The 15,728-nt window shown below is 50.0% G+C and carries 14 protein-coding genes and 2 pseudogenes; 5 read left to right on the top strand and 11 right to left on the bottom strand.

Annotation, left to right across the window (positions count from 1 at the left end; all coding sequences use genetic code 11):
- Window positions 1-46: 46 nt before the first annotated feature.
- The gene (locus KUV72_RS08030; RefSeq protein WP_206942240.1) at window positions 47-385 is read right to left on the bottom strand and encodes a P-II family nitrogen regulator; all 339 of its coding nucleotides are present in this window, start codon (window positions 383-385) and stop codon (window positions 47-49) included.
- A gap of 399 nt (window positions 386-784) precedes the next feature.
- On the opposite strand from KUV72_RS08030, the gene KUV72_RS19820 reads away from it, so the two are divergent.
- The 3 genes and pseudogenes from KUV72_RS19820 to KUV72_RS08045 all read left to right on the top strand — a co-directional run bounded on the left by KUV72_RS19820 (window position 785) and on the right by KUV72_RS08045 (window position 3,939).
- Window positions 785-1,159, top strand: coding sequence for an accessory factor UbiK family protein (locus tag KUV72_RS19820; RefSeq protein WP_224851911.1), 375 nt, complete (start codon window positions 785-787; stop codon window positions 1,157-1,159).
- 141 nt (window positions 1,160-1,300) lie between these two features.
- Window positions 1,301-2,293 (top strand): annotated as a pseudogene (locus KUV72_RS08040) (YifB family Mg chelatase-like AAA ATPase); the annotation flags it as partial.
- A gap of 8 nt (window positions 2,294-2,301) precedes the next feature.
- Window positions 2,302-3,939, top strand: a complete 1,638-nt coding sequence (locus KUV72_RS08045) for a recombinase family protein (protein WP_222237966.1) — start codon at window positions 2,302-2,304, stop codon at window positions 3,937-3,939.
- Here KUV72_RS08045 and KUV72_RS08050 read toward each other — a convergent pair.
- The 7 genes from KUV72_RS08050 to KUV72_RS08075 all read right to left on the bottom strand — a co-directional run bounded on the left by KUV72_RS08050 (window position 3,936) and on the right by KUV72_RS08075 (window position 10,275).
- Window positions 3,936-5,390 (bottom strand): hypothetical protein, encoded by a 1,455-nt coding sequence (locus KUV72_RS08050; RefSeq protein ID WP_222237967.1) that lies wholly within the window; start codon window positions 5,388-5,390, stop codon window positions 3,936-3,938. The two genes, KUV72_RS08045 and KUV72_RS08050, sit on opposite strands and share 4 nt — an antisense overlap.
- A 497-nt stretch (window positions 5,391-5,887) precedes the next feature.
- Entirely contained in the window at window positions 5,888-6,073 is a 186-nt protein-coding gene (locus tag KUV72_RS08055) for a hypothetical protein (RefSeq protein WP_222237968.1), read from the bottom strand.
- A 65-nt stretch (window positions 6,074-6,138) separates the two neighbouring features.
- The gene (locus KUV72_RS08060) at window positions 6,139-7,530 is read right to left on the bottom strand and encodes a zonular occludens toxin domain-containing protein (protein ID WP_222237969.1); all 1,392 of its coding nucleotides are present in this window, start codon (window positions 7,528-7,530) and stop codon (window positions 6,139-6,141) included.
- 354 nt (window positions 7,531-7,884) lie between these two features.
- On the bottom strand, window positions 7,885-9,507 hold the full coding sequence (locus KUV72_RS08065; RefSeq protein ID WP_222237970.1) for a hypothetical protein: 1,623 nt from the start codon (window positions 9,505-9,507) through the stop codon (window positions 7,885-7,887).
- Window positions 9,508-9,684: 177 nt separating this feature from the next.
- Window positions 9,685-9,849: a hypothetical protein gene (locus KUV72_RS08070; RefSeq protein WP_222237971.1), complete on the bottom strand. Its 165-nt coding sequence runs from the start codon at window positions 9,847-9,849 to the stop codon at window positions 9,685-9,687.
- A gap of 69 nt (window positions 9,850-9,918) precedes the next feature.
- Complete coding sequence (locus tag KUV72_RS19825; RefSeq protein WP_261317394.1) at window positions 9,919-10,041, bottom strand: hypothetical protein; 123 nt, start codon at window positions 10,039-10,041, stop codon at window positions 9,919-9,921.
- Window positions 10,042-10,044: 3 nt separating this feature from the next.
- Entirely contained in the window at window positions 10,045-10,275 is a 231-nt protein-coding gene (locus tag KUV72_RS08075) for a hypothetical protein (protein WP_222237972.1), read from the bottom strand.
- 534 nt (window positions 10,276-10,809) lie between these two features.
- Here KUV72_RS08075 and KUV72_RS19830 point away from each other — a divergent pair.
- The gene (locus KUV72_RS19830) at window positions 10,810-11,406 is read left to right on the top strand and encodes a MobA/MobL family protein (protein WP_261317395.1); all 597 of its coding nucleotides are present in this window, start codon (window positions 10,810-10,812) and stop codon (window positions 11,404-11,406) included.
- A gap of 9 nt (window positions 11,407-11,415) precedes the next feature.
- A pseudogene (locus KUV72_RS08080) lies at window positions 11,416-11,973 on the top strand (ATP-binding protein); the annotation flags it as partial.
- 66 nt (window positions 11,974-12,039) lie between these two features.
- Here KUV72_RS08080 and KUV72_RS08085 read toward each other — a convergent pair.
- The 3 genes from KUV72_RS08085 to KUV72_RS08095 are packed head-to-tail and all read right to left on the bottom strand — an operon-like array spanning window position 12,040 to window position 15,710.
- Window positions 12,040-12,999 carry a D-ribose ABC transporter substrate-binding protein gene (locus KUV72_RS08085; RefSeq protein ID WP_261317396.1) on the bottom strand — a complete coding sequence of 320 codons (960 nt, stop codon included), beginning with the start codon at window positions 12,997-12,999 and terminating at the stop codon, window positions 12,040-12,042.
- Between the two features lie 26 nt (window positions 13,000-13,025).
- Window positions 13,026-14,132, bottom strand: coding sequence for an ABC transporter permease (locus tag KUV72_RS08090; RefSeq protein ID WP_222237973.1), 1,107 nt, complete (start codon window positions 14,130-14,132; stop codon window positions 13,026-13,028).
- Between the two features lie 24 nt (window positions 14,133-14,156).
- Entirely contained in the window at window positions 14,157-15,710 is a 1,554-nt protein-coding gene (locus KUV72_RS08095) for a sugar ABC transporter ATP-binding protein (protein WP_222237974.1), read from the bottom strand.
- Window positions 15,711-15,728: the final 18 nt, after the last annotated feature.

Consider the following 15,728-nt stretch of genomic DNA (forward strand, 5'->3'; position numbering starts at 1 on the left):
AGAGTGTCTCGCTATTTATTATCGGGAGTCAGGGCAGGGGCGGACATCAGACCGCGTCCGAACCGCGTTCGCCGGTGCGAATGCGGATGACATCTTCCAGCGGCGTGACGAAAACCTTGCCGTCACCGATCTTGCCGCTGTTGGCCGCGTTGCAGATCGCTTCCAGCACGCTGTCCAGGCGAGCTTCGTCGACGGCCACCTCGACCTTGACCTTGGGCAGAAAGTCCACGACATATTCCGCGCCGCGGTAGAGCTCTGTGTGGCCCTTCTGACGGCCAAATCCCTTGACCTCTGTCACGGTGATGCCCTGGACGCCGTTGTCGGCCAGCGCTTCACGAACGTCGTCCAGCTTGAAAGGCTTGATGATGGCGGTGATCAGTTTCATGGCATGGCTCCCTACGTGCATGGGTGGCGGCTTGTTTCCGCTCGGTGCATGGATACGTTGTCATAGCGGGAAATGTGCCACTTTATTCCTAATATCTTTTATTACATGAACTTGGAGTTAATTGAGGGCGTGTTGGATATGCGGGAGGCTGCATAGCGGGGGTAAATTGCGGCACTGCATCAATGACGATGCACTACTTTGGTGCTTGGCGCTGAGGCGCGTGCGCCATCAGTGAGCGCGCGACGTTCCGTCATGACGGCGGGAAGGACCGTCGTCGTTAGCCCACCTGGCCCGCCAGCGTTGTAGCCAACGTAGGCAGCCAAGAGACATGCGTTGGGCGTCAGGCTTGCGTATGCTGTCGGCAATAGAGTCGCCGTTTTGATGCACAAGGAGAGCCCCATGATCAGTCAGGATCGCATCAGCCGTTTAGCCCAGCAGATTGGAGAGCGTCTGCAGGGCGCTTCTCAGGCCCCGGAAGACATCCAGAAGGGCGTGCAACAGGTAGTGCGTGGCGCCTTCGACCGCCTGGAGCTGGTCTCGCGTGAAGATTTCGACATCCTGATGGATGTACTGCAGCGTACCCGCTCACGCGTCGAGGCCCTCGAGAAACAGGTCGCAGCCCTGGAGAGCCTGGTCGATGAGCGCGCAGCGGCGGGTCAGACAGGTGCCGATGCAACGCCCGCGGTCAGCGAGGAGGCTGCCGAAATCCCCGTACCCCCTGCGACCCAAGGACAGGACGGTGCGGCCAAGGGCGGTGAAACGCCATCGGCGTGATCTCTACCAGAGCACTTGGCTAATGTAGCGGGCCGGCATAGGGATATGCCGGCCCGGCTGTTTCTGGCGTGTGCAGGCGGCGAGGGGTCGATGATCGTGGTCTACTGACAGCCATAACGTCAGCCGTCAGGCAGGGAGCCCATGACGCTTGCCATCATCACGACCCGTGCCGGGGTGGGGCTGGATGCTCCAGAAGTTCAGGTCGAGGCGCACCTGGCCAACGGCTTACCCGGAATGACCTTGGTGGGACTGCCGGAAACCGCCGTCAGAGAGAGTCGCGAGCGGGTGCGCAGTGCCTTTGCGACCTGTGGTCTCGACTACCCCTTGCGTCGTATCACCCTGAATCTTGCCCCTGCCGATCTGCCCAAGGAAGGGGGACGCTTCGACCTGCCTATTGCGCTGGGACTGCTGGTGGCATCGGGGCAGTTGCCTGCGGCGGCGCTGGACGGCATCGAGTGTGCCGGAGAGCTGGCGCTGGATGGGCGGCTTCGTCCTGTCGCCGGCATGCTTCCCTTTGCCATGGCCACCCTTCGGGCTGGGCGGCGATTGATCCTGCCTGCCGCCAATGCCCAGGAGGCTGCGCTGGTCAGCGGCCTTGAGGTGCTTCCCGCCGACCATCTGTTGGATGTCATCGCCCACTTGAGTGGACGGGTGCCGCTACAGACGTGTACTGCGGCAGCATCGTCGATGCCGGTCGAGGCAGCCTTGGATCTCTGTGATGTGCGCGGACAGTATCAAGCGCGTCGCGCCCTGGAGGTAGCGGCGGCTGGCGGTCACAACCTGCTGTTCGCCGGTCCGCCAGGTACCGGCAAGACATTGCTGGCCAGTCGCCTGCCCGGCATCCTGCCTCCCCTTGAAGATCATGAGGCCCTGGAAGTGGCGGCCATTCGCTCCGTCTGTGCGCTGCCATTGTCAGAAGGCTTTGGCTGTCGTCCCTTTCGCTCTCCCCACCACACTGCCAGCGCGGTGTCCCTGGTGGGAGGCGGGTCGAGGCCGCGTCCCGGCGAGATTTCCCTGGCCCACTGCGGCGTGCTGTTTCTCGATGAATTGCCTGAGTTCAGCCGGCAGGTGCTGGAAGTGCTCAGGGAGCCACTGGAGAACGGTTGTGTTATTCTCACACAAAATCAGCGAGAGATTGTGAGATGCCGAAAGCCATCGCGTATATACGTTACTCGTCAGCTATTCAAGCTGACGGGGACAGCGTAGAGAGACAAAAAGCCCCGCTGGAAGCGTTTGAAGAGCGTTTCAACGTAAAAATAAGCGAAATCATTAGTGATGAAGGGGTTTCATCGTTCAGGGGCGACAACATCAAGAGAGGAAAGTTCAGTCAGATTTTAGAAAAAATCGAAAGCGGAGAAATCAGTGAAGGTGACTATATCGTCATCGAATCTATTGACAGAATCAGCAGACAGATTCTATCTAAAACAGCTACGACATTATATCAAATATTAGAGAAAGGAGTCTATATATATACGACTTCTGACGATAGACTCTATCGTACTAAAGACGAAGAAAAAGATTTAGAGAACTATTTGATGATAGGTCTCATTGCGAAGCGTGCGAATGAAGAGAGTGCGACGAAATCGAAACGCAGAAAATCTGCGTGGTTGAAAGCGAAGAGAGAAGCAGAAGAAGGAAAATCATTTCATACAGCCCTGCCGTATGGACTAGAAAAAGACGAAAATGGTGAAGTAGTAATTCACGAAGAGAGAGCGAAAGAGATTCGCTTTATTTTTGAGAATCTGAAAGTCGAAGGGATAACAGCGACAATCAGAAAAGTGAATGAGTGGTCAGAGCGAAAATGGACAAATCGTCACATTCATTTGATGTTTTTGAATAAGTACCCAACCGGCGCTTTGATGAGTCAAAGAAGAGAGGGAGGGAAGAAAGTTTTTGAGAAATATATTGAAAATTATTTTCCGAAAATCGTAGATGAGAAAGACTTTTCAGACGCGCAAAATGCGATGAAAAAGAGGGGAGTTCGTAAGGAATACGGAAACCAATCCAAAGGGTTTCTCAACATATTCCGGCACTGTATAAAGTGTGGAAAATGCGGGGGAACAATGATTTTTATGATAAACAAAAATCAAAGAAAGCAAAAGTTTTGCTACCTCAATTGTGTGAAACGCAAAGAATACAAAAAGGCTTGTGGAGAGCAATTCATACGCTATGAATACGTGCTTGCGTTGTTTCTTGAGAGAGTTAGAAATGTTTTTGAGTTTCAAAATAGACTCAATGAAGAGATGAAAAGTGTTGAATATGAAGTCGATTCATTTGAGTCAATACTAAGTGAGAGCGAGAAAACGCTTCTTGAATTAGTAACAGAAAAAGAAGACAGCGAGCAAAAAACAAAACTTAGAGAGAAAGAGAGAGAGCTTGCGCGTGCGAAATCTATTCTCGAAAATATAGAAAAGAGCCTCGATAGTCTAGAGGGTGTTTATCCACAAATATTGATGAGAAAGCTTCAAGATTCTGAAAGTGAAGTTGAGAGATTAGAGAAAGAAATTGACTCGATAAATCAAGGGAGAAAAGAGAAGATAGGCGTTGCTAGTTTTCTCGAATTCTCTAATTTACTATATACAGAAGCGGGAAGAAGAAGAATCAATGAAGCGCTAAAAAGCAACGATGTTGTTTTTGAAGTAGAGTTCGAAAAGAGAAACAAAAAAGTGACTTTTAGAGATAAAAGCGGAGAAGAAGATGAGGGGTATTTTTTGAGAGGGAGCAGTGATTTTGACTTACTTGATGAGTTTAAGCTCCGCAATATTTCTTGCTACGCTTAGCGTTTCGCGTGTAGCTCAACGAGTATGTTTGCGTAAAAATCGAGAACAAAATCGCGCTGTGCTTTGCTGTTTTTTGCTAAGTTAGGGTTGGCAAATGTGAAAGGTTTTGCTTTCCACATCTCAACCAATTCGTTGAAGTATTTTTCAAAAAGAACCGGGATATTTTGCGGGTCTTTTGCTGTTTTTCCCATTTTTTTGAGGTCAGAAATTAGAGCGATGATGCCATCGAGACCTTCTTCCTGCGCAGCTTTGAGAAGGTTTCCACGTTGCTTGTGTGCGATGATTAGTTGCCAATCTTCGTCAGTAAGATTGACTAGCAAATCAGCGGGGTCATCAGACTCGCTCGCGTCGATTTCATCTTGCTTCTCTTCTTCTAATTCTTCAAATCCAATGAGGTTTTTAAAGCCGGGCGACCAGCTAAGCTGAGAGCGCCCTTTAGTCCCCCTCATATAGTCTATAAAGATAAAAACATCGCGCATATTGTCTGCGCTATCTGCTAAAACTTCGAAAGGAGTTCGAGAGCTAGAAGTGCCTTTTTTCTTTGATTGTTTTGCGATTTCGCCGTCTGCGCCCCACGCATACTCTTTGCCTTGTTTCGTTAAATAGTCAGATTCTGTAGCAAAAGGAATCACGTCAACACCGTATTTACAAAATGCGCGATATTGTTTCTCGTTGTCTTTGTCGAGAAGACCGATTTTGTGAAGAGCATTCCCCCAATTTTTGAGAAAGAAATTGCGGAAAAGGTATTCAGTTTGGTCGTTGTTTTTGTTGTTTTTGACTGTCATCAAAATATGCCTGTGTACGTGCGGGCCATTATTTCCAAACGTGATTTCTGTGCCAATAATTTCCCCTACGAACCCAATTTCTTTTTTGAAATCTTGCCACTTTCTGCCTGATTTCAAATCTCTAGTTGCGAGAATGAAATCTTCAAAAAGAGAAACGGTGGTATCATCTCTTGAGTGAGGGGTAGTGAGCGTGAGCATCACGACTTTTAGGTCAGAACGTAAAAGGTCAGGCGTTGGCATATGCTGTCTTCTTTTTTTCTTTGTGATTTTCCCCTCGTCAAAAAGCTGGTCTTCATAAGCTCTACGCTGATACTCTTGCTCAGAAAGAGCAATCGCTTCAGTGCGTAAATCGGGGTTGTAAGACCACTGGAATGTCTTGATGACGCGCTCAGCGCGTCTTGCTTGAATCAAAGGGGCACAGACAGGACAAACCCATGCGCGAGCGCATACGATGAGGCCACCATAGTGAGTGGTGCCGTGCTCTTTCGAGCGAAGAACAGACACGTTGTCAGCGTGCTTGACGATGCGACACTTGCTGACTTTGTGCCAATTAGCGGGATAGGTTAGACCCTCTTTTTTGCCTTCTATGAAAGCGATTCTTGAGGCTAGGTTTTGGAGTCTGTATCTTTCTACTACTTGCTCTGTTTGTGTTAGTTGTTCTTTCATTTTCTTTACCTTTTAAATTAGAAATTGTTAAAAATACTGCTTTTTTTCTACGGGGAAGCGGATTCGGTGTTACTACCAAGAGAAGCTTAAAACCTTTTCCCTTTTCCGGCCCTTTTTAAGAGATTAACTGCTTGAAAAAGAGCAAAACCAGACAAAATGACAGCTAATGCTGTCAATGTGTTCAAGTGAAATGCTGTCTCGCCATTGATGCTTGTGAATACCATTTGAGAATCCTCCTTTTTTGTTTTCAAAGTATTCGCGCTACGCGCTTAGTCATTGATGTGAGAGAATGTTTCTGATTTGTTAATCAATAGACTTTCAATATATCACAAAGTTTCAATTTGTAAAGACATACAAAGTGTATACTTTTTATGTTAGAGTATGTTAATACTGTAGTTTCGCTGTTTCTATATAGTTAAATTATTTTTAAAAAGACAAAAAAAAGCCGGGGAAAGGGAACCCCGGCAAACAATGGTCAACTAACTAACACAAAACAACTAGCGCGAGAAGTCGAAAGAACTCTTCAACTTCTTTTTAACTTTCTTAAAGAGATAGCGACAGTCAGACTCTTCAATACCAAACATTTCTGAAAGTTTTGAAGGAGTCAAATCGTTAATATTATCGCTAACATATTGAGTCAAATCTTTTTTTTGTTCTTTGCTTAAGTCTTTGTATTTAATCATAATGAAATCCTTTTCATTTAGCTCCTTAATAATATTATATATTATTATTTTTATTTGTCAATAGTTTAATTGTCATTATTTGAATTATTAAAGTTATCAAAAAGACTCCCGCTTATGCCCCCCGCATCGCGGGTCCCGTCATTAGCGGGAGGTCTTTTTTGATTCTGTAAGTAATCAAAAGGCGGACTCGTAGTGATGTAGCGAGAAAAAGATTCACAATCTTTATATTCTAAAAGTGCTGAAAATATCAAAGCGTTTTTGAAGTTCTTATCAACAACAGTAGAATAGTAAGTCTGCCCGTTAACTGTCACATACTTTCTGTATTGCTTCGGTTTCTCATCTTTCATATATATATTACTGAGCTTATAACCCATTGTTCTTAGCTGTGAAGCTGAGAAATAGCTGTCGTATCTCAAACCATCTTGATATGCGAAGAAATAATAGTCACCGTTCTTATATGAATAAAAACTGAAGTCAAAGTTTTCGAGCGGGTGTCTACAAGCTTGTTGCTGTTCTTGTTGTCTTTCAAGAGCAGCAAATCTTGCTGCTTCTTTCATAGCTTCAACATCAATAGATGATGACTGCTCAGGTGCTGAAGTCTGCTCAGTCTGTTGAATAGGTTCTTGCCCTTCTTCGTTAGAACCGAAAAGCTTTGACATAGAGTCACTAGTGAGAAGATTAACAAAACCATACCCTACAATAATATAAAGCAATATCATTTTCTTTTGAAGGAAAGGACTCTTTGCGTCTTTCATTTGACCCTCTCCATTACCACCCAGAGTATATGACTGATAGAAAGGGAAAACGCTTTTCTCATATCTTCTGATAACTGATGCGTCTGCGTCTGTAGACTTTGCGGGGTCTTCTTTGTATAAGACTTGATAAGAGTTCGAAAAACCCAGCATTCGCAGCTTGCGAAGCTGTTTTATTTGCTCTGCTAAGTCCATTACATTCTTGTTGACTTTAGAAGCATTCTGAGTCATTAGAACAACGTCTGAAGACATATGCCTATGCATAGAGAACCAGTTCTCTATATCTCTATAAGTCTTGTCTGAGGGGCCGACTCGGGGGAGGACTTCGTGACACTCGTCAATAATATATAAGGGGCCAAGCGTTCCGCCCGGCACCTTCCAGTCCTGATATTTCGAAAAGTGTTCGAGTCGAGAAAATGGTTTGTTTTCAACGTCGCCATTTTGAAGAATGATGAGATATTGTGTGTCATAACCTTGACTTTGAATATAGTCAACGTTGAGTGGTAGGTTAGTAATAATATAGCGACGTTCGTCTCTCTTCTTTTCTTCTTTCTTTTTTTTAATTAGTGAAAGCAGTGAAGAGAAATTCTTTCGAGAGAATTTCTCTTCTCCAGATGATTTTTTGACGAGTGACGGGAGTGCGTGTTGCTTTGTTGCTTCAAAACTTTTGCCAGAACCCGGCTTTCCAAGTATTGCTGTAATCATTTAGAACTCCTTTTTTTTATTAGAATATAAAACGTCCAATCTGAATAATTTTTCTAACTGTGTAAGCTGTGACGATTATTTGAAAAGCTTCAACTAAACCGATAAGATTAAAAATCTGTAACATCTCGCGAGGAAGTTTTGCGAGAACTTCTTCGATGTTGATATCTGCGAGAATACCTGCGGGTATCATATTAAGTAGATAAAATATCAAGTCCATCCCTTCCAGAGTCAAGATATAAAATATATCGTATAGAGTAGATGAGCCAATAAAGAACTCTATCAGAAAATAGAAGCCCGATGCGGTAAGTAGAAAAACTATGATAATAAGTGGAAATAACATTTTTTAAACTCCTTTTAATCGTCAAAAACTATTCTATATGCTGCTAAGCAAGCAAGTATGAGAATAAGTGTTCTAATATAACCCCATATCCAACAAGGTATCTCGGGCTTAGCGTCAATCCCGAGAGACTCTAAAAGGGGGTGGTGCGGTTGAGGACAAGATTCAGAGCCTACTTGTGGAAACTTGAATGAAGAGAGAAACTTCCCGAGGTCTGTTTCTTTTAGTTTTTCAAATCCTTCTCCAAGACCATCTGAAATACCTCCACGGATTCCATCTTTGTCGAGTTCGTTTTCTGTTTCAGTACAGATAGAGCGTCCGAGCATTTCGAAACACTCAGGTTCTTCGCCGTCGCCTTCGCCGTCGCCTTCACCATCTACACCACCATTGTTGTCAGGGTCAGTAGGGTCGTTAGGGTTTCCACTTAAGTCATCGTCAGTGCCGTCATCAGTGCCATCGCCGTCACCAGTGCCGTCTCCATCGCCTTCACCGGGGTCAGTAGGGTCAGTAGGGTCAGTGTCGCCGTCTCCATCACCAGTGCCGTCGCCTTCATCAGGGTTTGTGTCAACTTCACCACCGGGTTGACAGGGTTCACCGTCTATATAGCAGTCGTCAGAACCGTCATCAGGCTCATCGGGGTCAGTCGTGTCGTCATTTATAGAGTCGTAATATTGATAGTAATCATCGATAATTTCATCGAATGAAGAAGGTAAATGTCTAGTGTCAAAGTCTTGACAGTAAGCATATAAACCATTAGCACCAGAGCCATACGTGTCAGTATCTCTCATAGAGCCATCAGGTTTATATCTAGCGAAATAGCCATAGGCATCCATCACATATTTATATACATAGCCTTCAAAATACTGACCATACTTATTAGGGCCAACAAAGTATTCATCACAACCAATGTGGTATTTTAAGCCTTTGTTTGACTGCGGGTATTCACTGCGTGGCATATTAGGGGGACGTGTGAGACGAAGAACTGGAAGTTTTGTGAAACCTTCACCCGAGTTTAAAACGTCTGAATAGTCAACAAGAGCGATGATTTCTCTGTCACCATTTTCATTGACTTGAGTTTCATAGCATCTAGTGAATCTGTCGTCATAGCTTTCAAACGTTATGTTTGAGCAAGAGAAACGAGGGTCAGCAGGTTCTTCGCTGTCACCGTCTTCGTCGGTGCCATCTTCATTACCGTCCGGGTCGCCGTCAGAACCGTCGTTCGGGTCTTCACCGTCGCCGGGGTCAGGGTCAGTTGTGTTGTCGTCATCGCCTTCGTCGCTGTCGCCTAAGTCGTCGTCGGGGTCTTCTTCTGCGCAGAGTTCGTCACCGCACGCCTTCCCCATAACGCGGAACTGCATTTCATAATTACCTGATGCGTCTTGAAGCCAGAACGCTGAAACGGGTTTATAATAGCACCCTGTGCTCGTGAATGCCGGGGGCTTGATTTTTTCGTCTATTTGCTTGCGTATATATTCATCTGTTTGATAGTCTTCTTCTGTGTAATAATCAATAAATAGTGGAACACTGTTGCGAGAGCGACACTGTTCGTGAGTGATTTCAGTTTCAGCATCGTCAGATTCTTGAGCGTGAGCGTTAAAGCTGAGAAGTAGTGTTGTTATAAGTATAGTTAGTGTTTTCATATCACGATGTTATTCCTCTTATAAAAGCAGAACCAGAAAGCGCTCCGACAATGAAAAAGCCTGCGTATATAACGCCATCCAGTGTTTCTAAGAGTTGAAGTGCTGTTTCTTGTTCCATTTGTTAATGTCCTATATTAAGTTAAAAAAAAGGGCGGGCAATGCCCGCCCTGTCGGTGTTTACTTACTGCCTTTAATCATATTTTTAGCAATATAAACTACAGCAATAGTAGCAACAACAGCAAGTACAGCAGGACCCGCGTCAGCAACAACCACTTGTACTTCTTGGATGTGCTCAACTACTTTTGCGCCTAGTTCAGATGCTCCAGATGTATTCTCTTCCATAAGTCACCTTCCTTATTTTAAGCAACGACAGACCGGCTCTGACAACCTGCCACACCCCCGTGGTGTGGACTAAAAACGGGCAACGCCGTTAATAAGTTTGCGCCCGATAGCTATGCCGTAACCTAAAAAATAGGGGGTAACAACAGCAAAGAAGCCAAGCAACATTGCGCTTTTAGCAACCTCGGGCGACATCCTTTATTCTCCTTGTGAGAGATTAAGTGAGCCAAGAGTAAGACGGCCCTGTCTGTTTACGTAGACAGAAGCTTCAAAGTCTAACTCGTACTTACCGGGCTTATATTCTTTATCGAATATGCCTTCAGCCTTGGTTGGATATAAATCTTTGCCATTGTGTAGCCAGTATGTACCAACTACAAAAGTGCGGTCATTTTTTGAAATTGTTTTCGTTTCTTGTACTTCAATAATCATAGGCGTCTCCTTTATTAGTTTATGCCGTTTTGAATCACTTCATTGAAATCGTCGTCGGGGTCAATAAATGAGAAGAACTCTGATATTTCTTCGTCAGTTATAATTGCGCCACAAAGTTTACATTCGCTATCTTCTTCATATGCTAAACAGTTGTGTTCTATATCCATATTAAAACCCTCTCTTGTTGTTGTTTCAATATATAATATTATAATATTAATATATTAGTCTTGTCAAATAAATAGAGCAAATTAAATTGCCTATATAGAATATGTAGAAGTGCTGATATATGTGCTATTTTCATAAAATCGCGTTGCTCTTTTATGAAAAAAGTTCCCGCGCGATTGTTCGCGCACGGGAACTAACACCCTATATGATATGTCTATATGTTAATATATAAAGAGACGACTGCGTGTCGCTTAAGGCGCGGTTATGCGTTGTACCAACGCCGCGCTCTCCGAGGGCCCTGCCGGGGGCTTATATGTGGATATATAAAGAGTATACGATGTATAAACATAACAATATGAGGATATGATTATGAAAGTATTTGCGAGACTTGAAGTCAAAACGTTCAGCAGAAAAAAAGGTCATTCAGCAGTGAAAGCGTCAGCATATCGAACTGGCGATGTGCTGTATTGTGAGCGAACGAATGAGAACTATGACTTCACAAATAAGAAAGATGTGCTTTTCAGTTCTTGCTCTAATGAGTATATACGACCTGAGCAGATGTGGAACGATGCTGAGCGTGCTGAAAAGCGCAAAGATTCGACTATACAGCGAGAGTTCTTGTTTTCACTTGATAAGCGTTTATCTGAAGAGAATCAGAAGAAGCTCACGAAGCGTATTTGTAAACAGATACAGCGCAAACACGGTTGCTTGTTTGAGTTTGCTATACACAAGGGAAGAAATGGCGACCAACCACACGCGCACATCTTGCTGACTACTAGAAGATTTGAGAACGGGAAGTTCACTGAGAAGACGAGAGAGCTAGACGACAGGAAGAGCGGAGAGATTGACTGGTGGCGCAAGAACGTTGAGAAAGAGACAAGAGACGTTCTGCGTCATCAGTTGAGAAAAAGCTTAAAAAATCAGGGTATTAGCTTTGATTTAAGACCAAAGCTTGGAAGTGTGTGAATCATCTAGCCATTCGAGAGTGGAGAGATTCACATCACCCGAGCCAGTCACGAGCGTCGTTTTCCGGCTCGGTTCCAGCTGGTGGCTGCCATGAACCCCTGCCCCTGCGGCCACCTGGGGGATCCACGCCAGGACTGCAGCTGCACGGCGTCACAGATTCAGCGTTACCAGTCGCGGCTGTCTGGCCCGCTGCTGGACCGCATCGACCTGCAGGTCGAAGTGCCGGGACTGCCGGTTGAAGAGTTGACCTCTCAGCAGCCTGGCGAAAGCACCGCCATGGTGCGGGCGCGGGTGATGGCAGCGCGGGAGCGGCAAATGGCGCGGGGAGGGTTGAACGCGCGCTTATCGGGCAGGGCACTGGAAAACGCCTGTGCCCTGGATGCCACCGAGCGCGCCTGGCTGGCGCAGACACTGGAGCGCTTACGACTGTCGGCCCGGGCCTACCACCGCGTCCTGAGGGTGGCGCTGACGCTGGCCGATCTCGGTGCCAAGGACGCACCAGGGCATGGCGAACTGATCGAGGCAATTGGCTACCGCCAACTGGACCGTCTGCTCAAGCGAGGTTAGTGCTGAGCTTCTCGCCGGGAGATCGCGTGCCGCCGGCTGTCGACGGCACGCGGTCAGGGCTGCTGCCTACTGCTCAAGCACAAAGGGAGCGGTGTACTGGGCCACATTTTCGCGGGTAATCAGCAGGCAGTCGAATAGCACCTTCTCCTCACTGAGGCTGATCTCTCCCGTGCGAATGTACTCATCGGCCAGCTGTACTGCGTGTTCAGAGAACACCGCGACAGGCTGAAGCACGGTGTAGGCCATCTCGCCAGCCTTGACCGCATCGACGGCGTCCGGAGAGCCGTCGAAGCCGCCGACCACGATGTCATCCAGACGCCCGGCTTCCTTGAGCGCGGCAATCGCGCCGAGGGCCATCTCATCATTGCCGCTGATGACGCCGCTGATGTCTGGATTGGCCTGAAGCATGCTCTGGGTCTTGTTGTAGCCCTGGGTGCGGTCCCAGTTGGCCACATCGGAGCCGACCTTCTCCAGGTTTGGGTATTGGCTCAGGACTGTCTCGTAGCCGTTGGAGCGAGTAGCGGCATTGTTGTCCGAGGGGGCGCCAAACAGCTCCACGTACTTGGCATCATCCGCGAAGTGTTGCGCCCACTGCTGGGCGCCAAGGGCGGCGCCCTGTGCGTTGTTGGACACCAGCTGCGCCTTGGCCAGGCCTTGCTGGTTGATTTCGGCGTTGATGGTAAACACCGGAATGCCGGCATCCACCGCCTTGCGCACCGCGCCGATGGAGCCATCGGCGTTGGCGGGGTCGAGAATGATCGCCTTGGCCTGATTGGTGATGGCGGTATCGATCTGATTGCTTTCGGTGTTGGTATCGCCATTGTGCGAGGTCACGTGGGCCTGGTAGCCCAGCGATTCGGCGGTTTCCCGGGCCACCTTGCCTTCGGTGAACCAGTAGGGATTGGACGTGTCGTTGACGATGATCGAGATCAGTCCCGCGTCCTGGGCCTGGGTGACCCCGGCCAGTAGAGGGGCGGTCGCCGCGAGTGCGGCGATGAGCAAGCGCTTGCCTTTGGTGAGGATCATGCTGGTCCCTTCCTTATTGTCGTGTGTCAGGCGTGTGATGCCGGCTTGGCGGCGGAATGCCCCTGAGCCGACGGGCTCTTGGGCATGGAAGTTGCGCTATCTGCGCTGTTGGCGCGCTTCTTGCCGCGGTACTGGATGCTGTTGAGCATTACCGCGAGGACGATGACGGTGCCGGTGAACACGGTCTGCCAGTAGGCGGAGACGCCGATGATGACCAGCCCGTCGGACAGAAAGCCGATGACGAAGGCGCCCAGCAGGGTACCGCGGACATTGCCGCGGCCACCGGTCAGGGCGGCGCCGCCAATCACCACACCGGCAATGGCGGTCAATTCATAGGTGGTGCCGGCGGTGGGGCCGGCGGAGGTCAATTGAGAGGACAGCACCAGGCCGGCAATGGCAGCGCAGATGCCGGACAGCACATAGACGGTGACCTGGACGCGCTTGACCGGTACCCCGGACAGCTCGGCGGCGCGCGCGTTGCCGCCTGTGGAGTAGATCCAGCGGCCAAAGGGCGTGCGGTTGAGCATCAGCATGCAGACGGTGGCCACCGCTGCGAGTACGAGTACCCCGACGGGAATGCCGAACAGGCGATTGAAGCCGAGCCAGTCGAAACCGGTGTTGCCGAGTTCGGCGCTGCCGCCGAGGTTGTTGAAGGTCAGGCCATCGGTCATCAGCAGGGCGGCGCCGCGGGCCACATACAACAGGCCCAGTGTGGCGACGAAGGCTGGCACCTTGAAATAGGCGATCAGCACGCCGTTGATCGCTCCGACCAGGGCGCCGAGGGTGCAGGTCAGAAGCACCACCGCCCATACCGGGGGGTAGACCACCACGCCGAAGATCTCGAAGGACACCCCCTGCATCAAAAAACCTGCAAACACACCGCATAGGCCCAGGGTCGACCCCACCGACAGATCGATGCCACCGGTGAGAATCACCAGCAGCATGCCGATGGAGAGCAGTCCGAAGATGGCCACGTGGGAGGACATGGTCAGGAAGTTGTTGGTGGAGAAATAGACCGGCGACAGTAGCGAGAAAATGATGATGATCGCGATCAGCGCGAAAAAGGCGCGTCCCTCGAGCAGCATCTTGGCGAGGTCGAATCCGCCCTGGGGTTTGGTGATGGTTGGCTTCATGCGAGTGAACTCCACGGGGTCGGGTCAGGCAGCCACGGACTCGCCTGAGGCAGCCATGATCTGTTCCTTGGTCACGCTCGAGTCGAACTCCGCGCTGATGCGGCCACGACTCATGACGATGATGCGGTGAGCGATGCTTAAGCATTCGCCGACTTCGGACGTCGAGTAGATGACGGCCAGGCCTTGGCGGGCGCCCTCCGCGAGCAGCTTGAACACCTCGGCCTTGGCACCGATATCGATGCCTCGACTGGGCTCGTCGAGCATCACCACGCGGGGGTGGGTGGCCAGCATCTTGCCGATGACCACCTTTTGCTGATTGCCACCGGACAGCGAGCCGATGTCGGCGTCGCCGCCGTCGGTCTTGATATGGACGCTGCTGATCGACTCGCTGATCACGCCATGTTCGCGCGGTCGCGAGGTAAACAGCCCCCGGGTAAAGGCGCCGATGCTGGCCAGCGACAGGTTCTGGCCCACCGACATGGTCTGTACCAGACCATCGCGTTGACGGTCTTCGGGCACCAGCACCAGGCCAGCCTCGATGCGTTCAGCGATGTCCAGCGCCGAGATGTCCTGGCCATCGAGCAGGATCTGACCCGCGCTCAGTGGCAGGCGTCCGGCAGCGGCTTCCATGAGCTCGGTACGTCCGGCGCCCATCAGACCGTAGATGCACACGATCTCGCCCGCGCGCACGTCTAGCGATAGCTGATCCACCGCCGAGCGTTCGGGGACGCTGGCATCGGCCACGCTGACGCCGCTGATCGACAGGGCCACCTTGCCCATGGCGTAGCCCTCGGGAGGGGCGCCAAGGTCGAAGCCCTCGCCCACCATATGGCGAACGATCCACTCCAGGTCGATGTCGCGACGCTCGGCGTAGGCGGTCATCTGACCGTCGCGCAGCACCACCGCATGGTCGGTGATGGTGAGCGCTTCCTCGAGGTGATGAGAGATGTAGACGATGGAGACGCCGCGCTCCTTCAGGTCACGAATCACCTTGAACAGGACCTCCACCTCCGAGGCGCTGAGTGCCGAGGTGGGTTCGTCCATGATCAGGATGCGGGAACGGGTAGAGAGGGCGCGTGCGATCTCTACGATCTGCTGCTGGCCCAGGCGCAGGTCCTCCACCGGGGTCAAGGGGTCGATCGGTTCGTCCAGCTCGTCCATCAGCGCCCGCGTCTGGCGCTCTTCCTCGGCGTAGTCGATGCCGCCAGGCCCACGGATCTCGCGACCCATGAAGATGTTGTCGCGCACGCTGAGGTTGGGCGCCAGCGACAGCTCCTGATGGATGATCGAGATGCCGAGCTGCTGGGCATCGGTGGTCGAGGCAAAGGTGACGGGCTGGCCATCCAGCAGGATGCTGCCGGAACTCGGCTGGATCACTCCGGAGAGAATCTTCATCAGCGTTGACTTGCCAGCGCCGTTCTCACCGAACAGCGTGGTCACCTGGCCGCGATGGATATCGAAGTTGACGCCCTTGAGGGCGTGCACGTTGCCGAAGGACTTGGCGACATTACGCGCCGACAGCACGGCGTCGCCGAGGGCGCCAGTGGTGTGGTCGGGAGAGGGGGTGAGTGAGCTCATGGCGGGGGACTCATTGCT

This window comes from Halomonas sp. DP4Y7-1, from assembly GCF_019800705.1.
Lineage (GTDB): Bacteria > Pseudomonadota > Gammaproteobacteria > Pseudomonadales > Halomonadaceae > Halomonas > Halomonas litopenaei_A.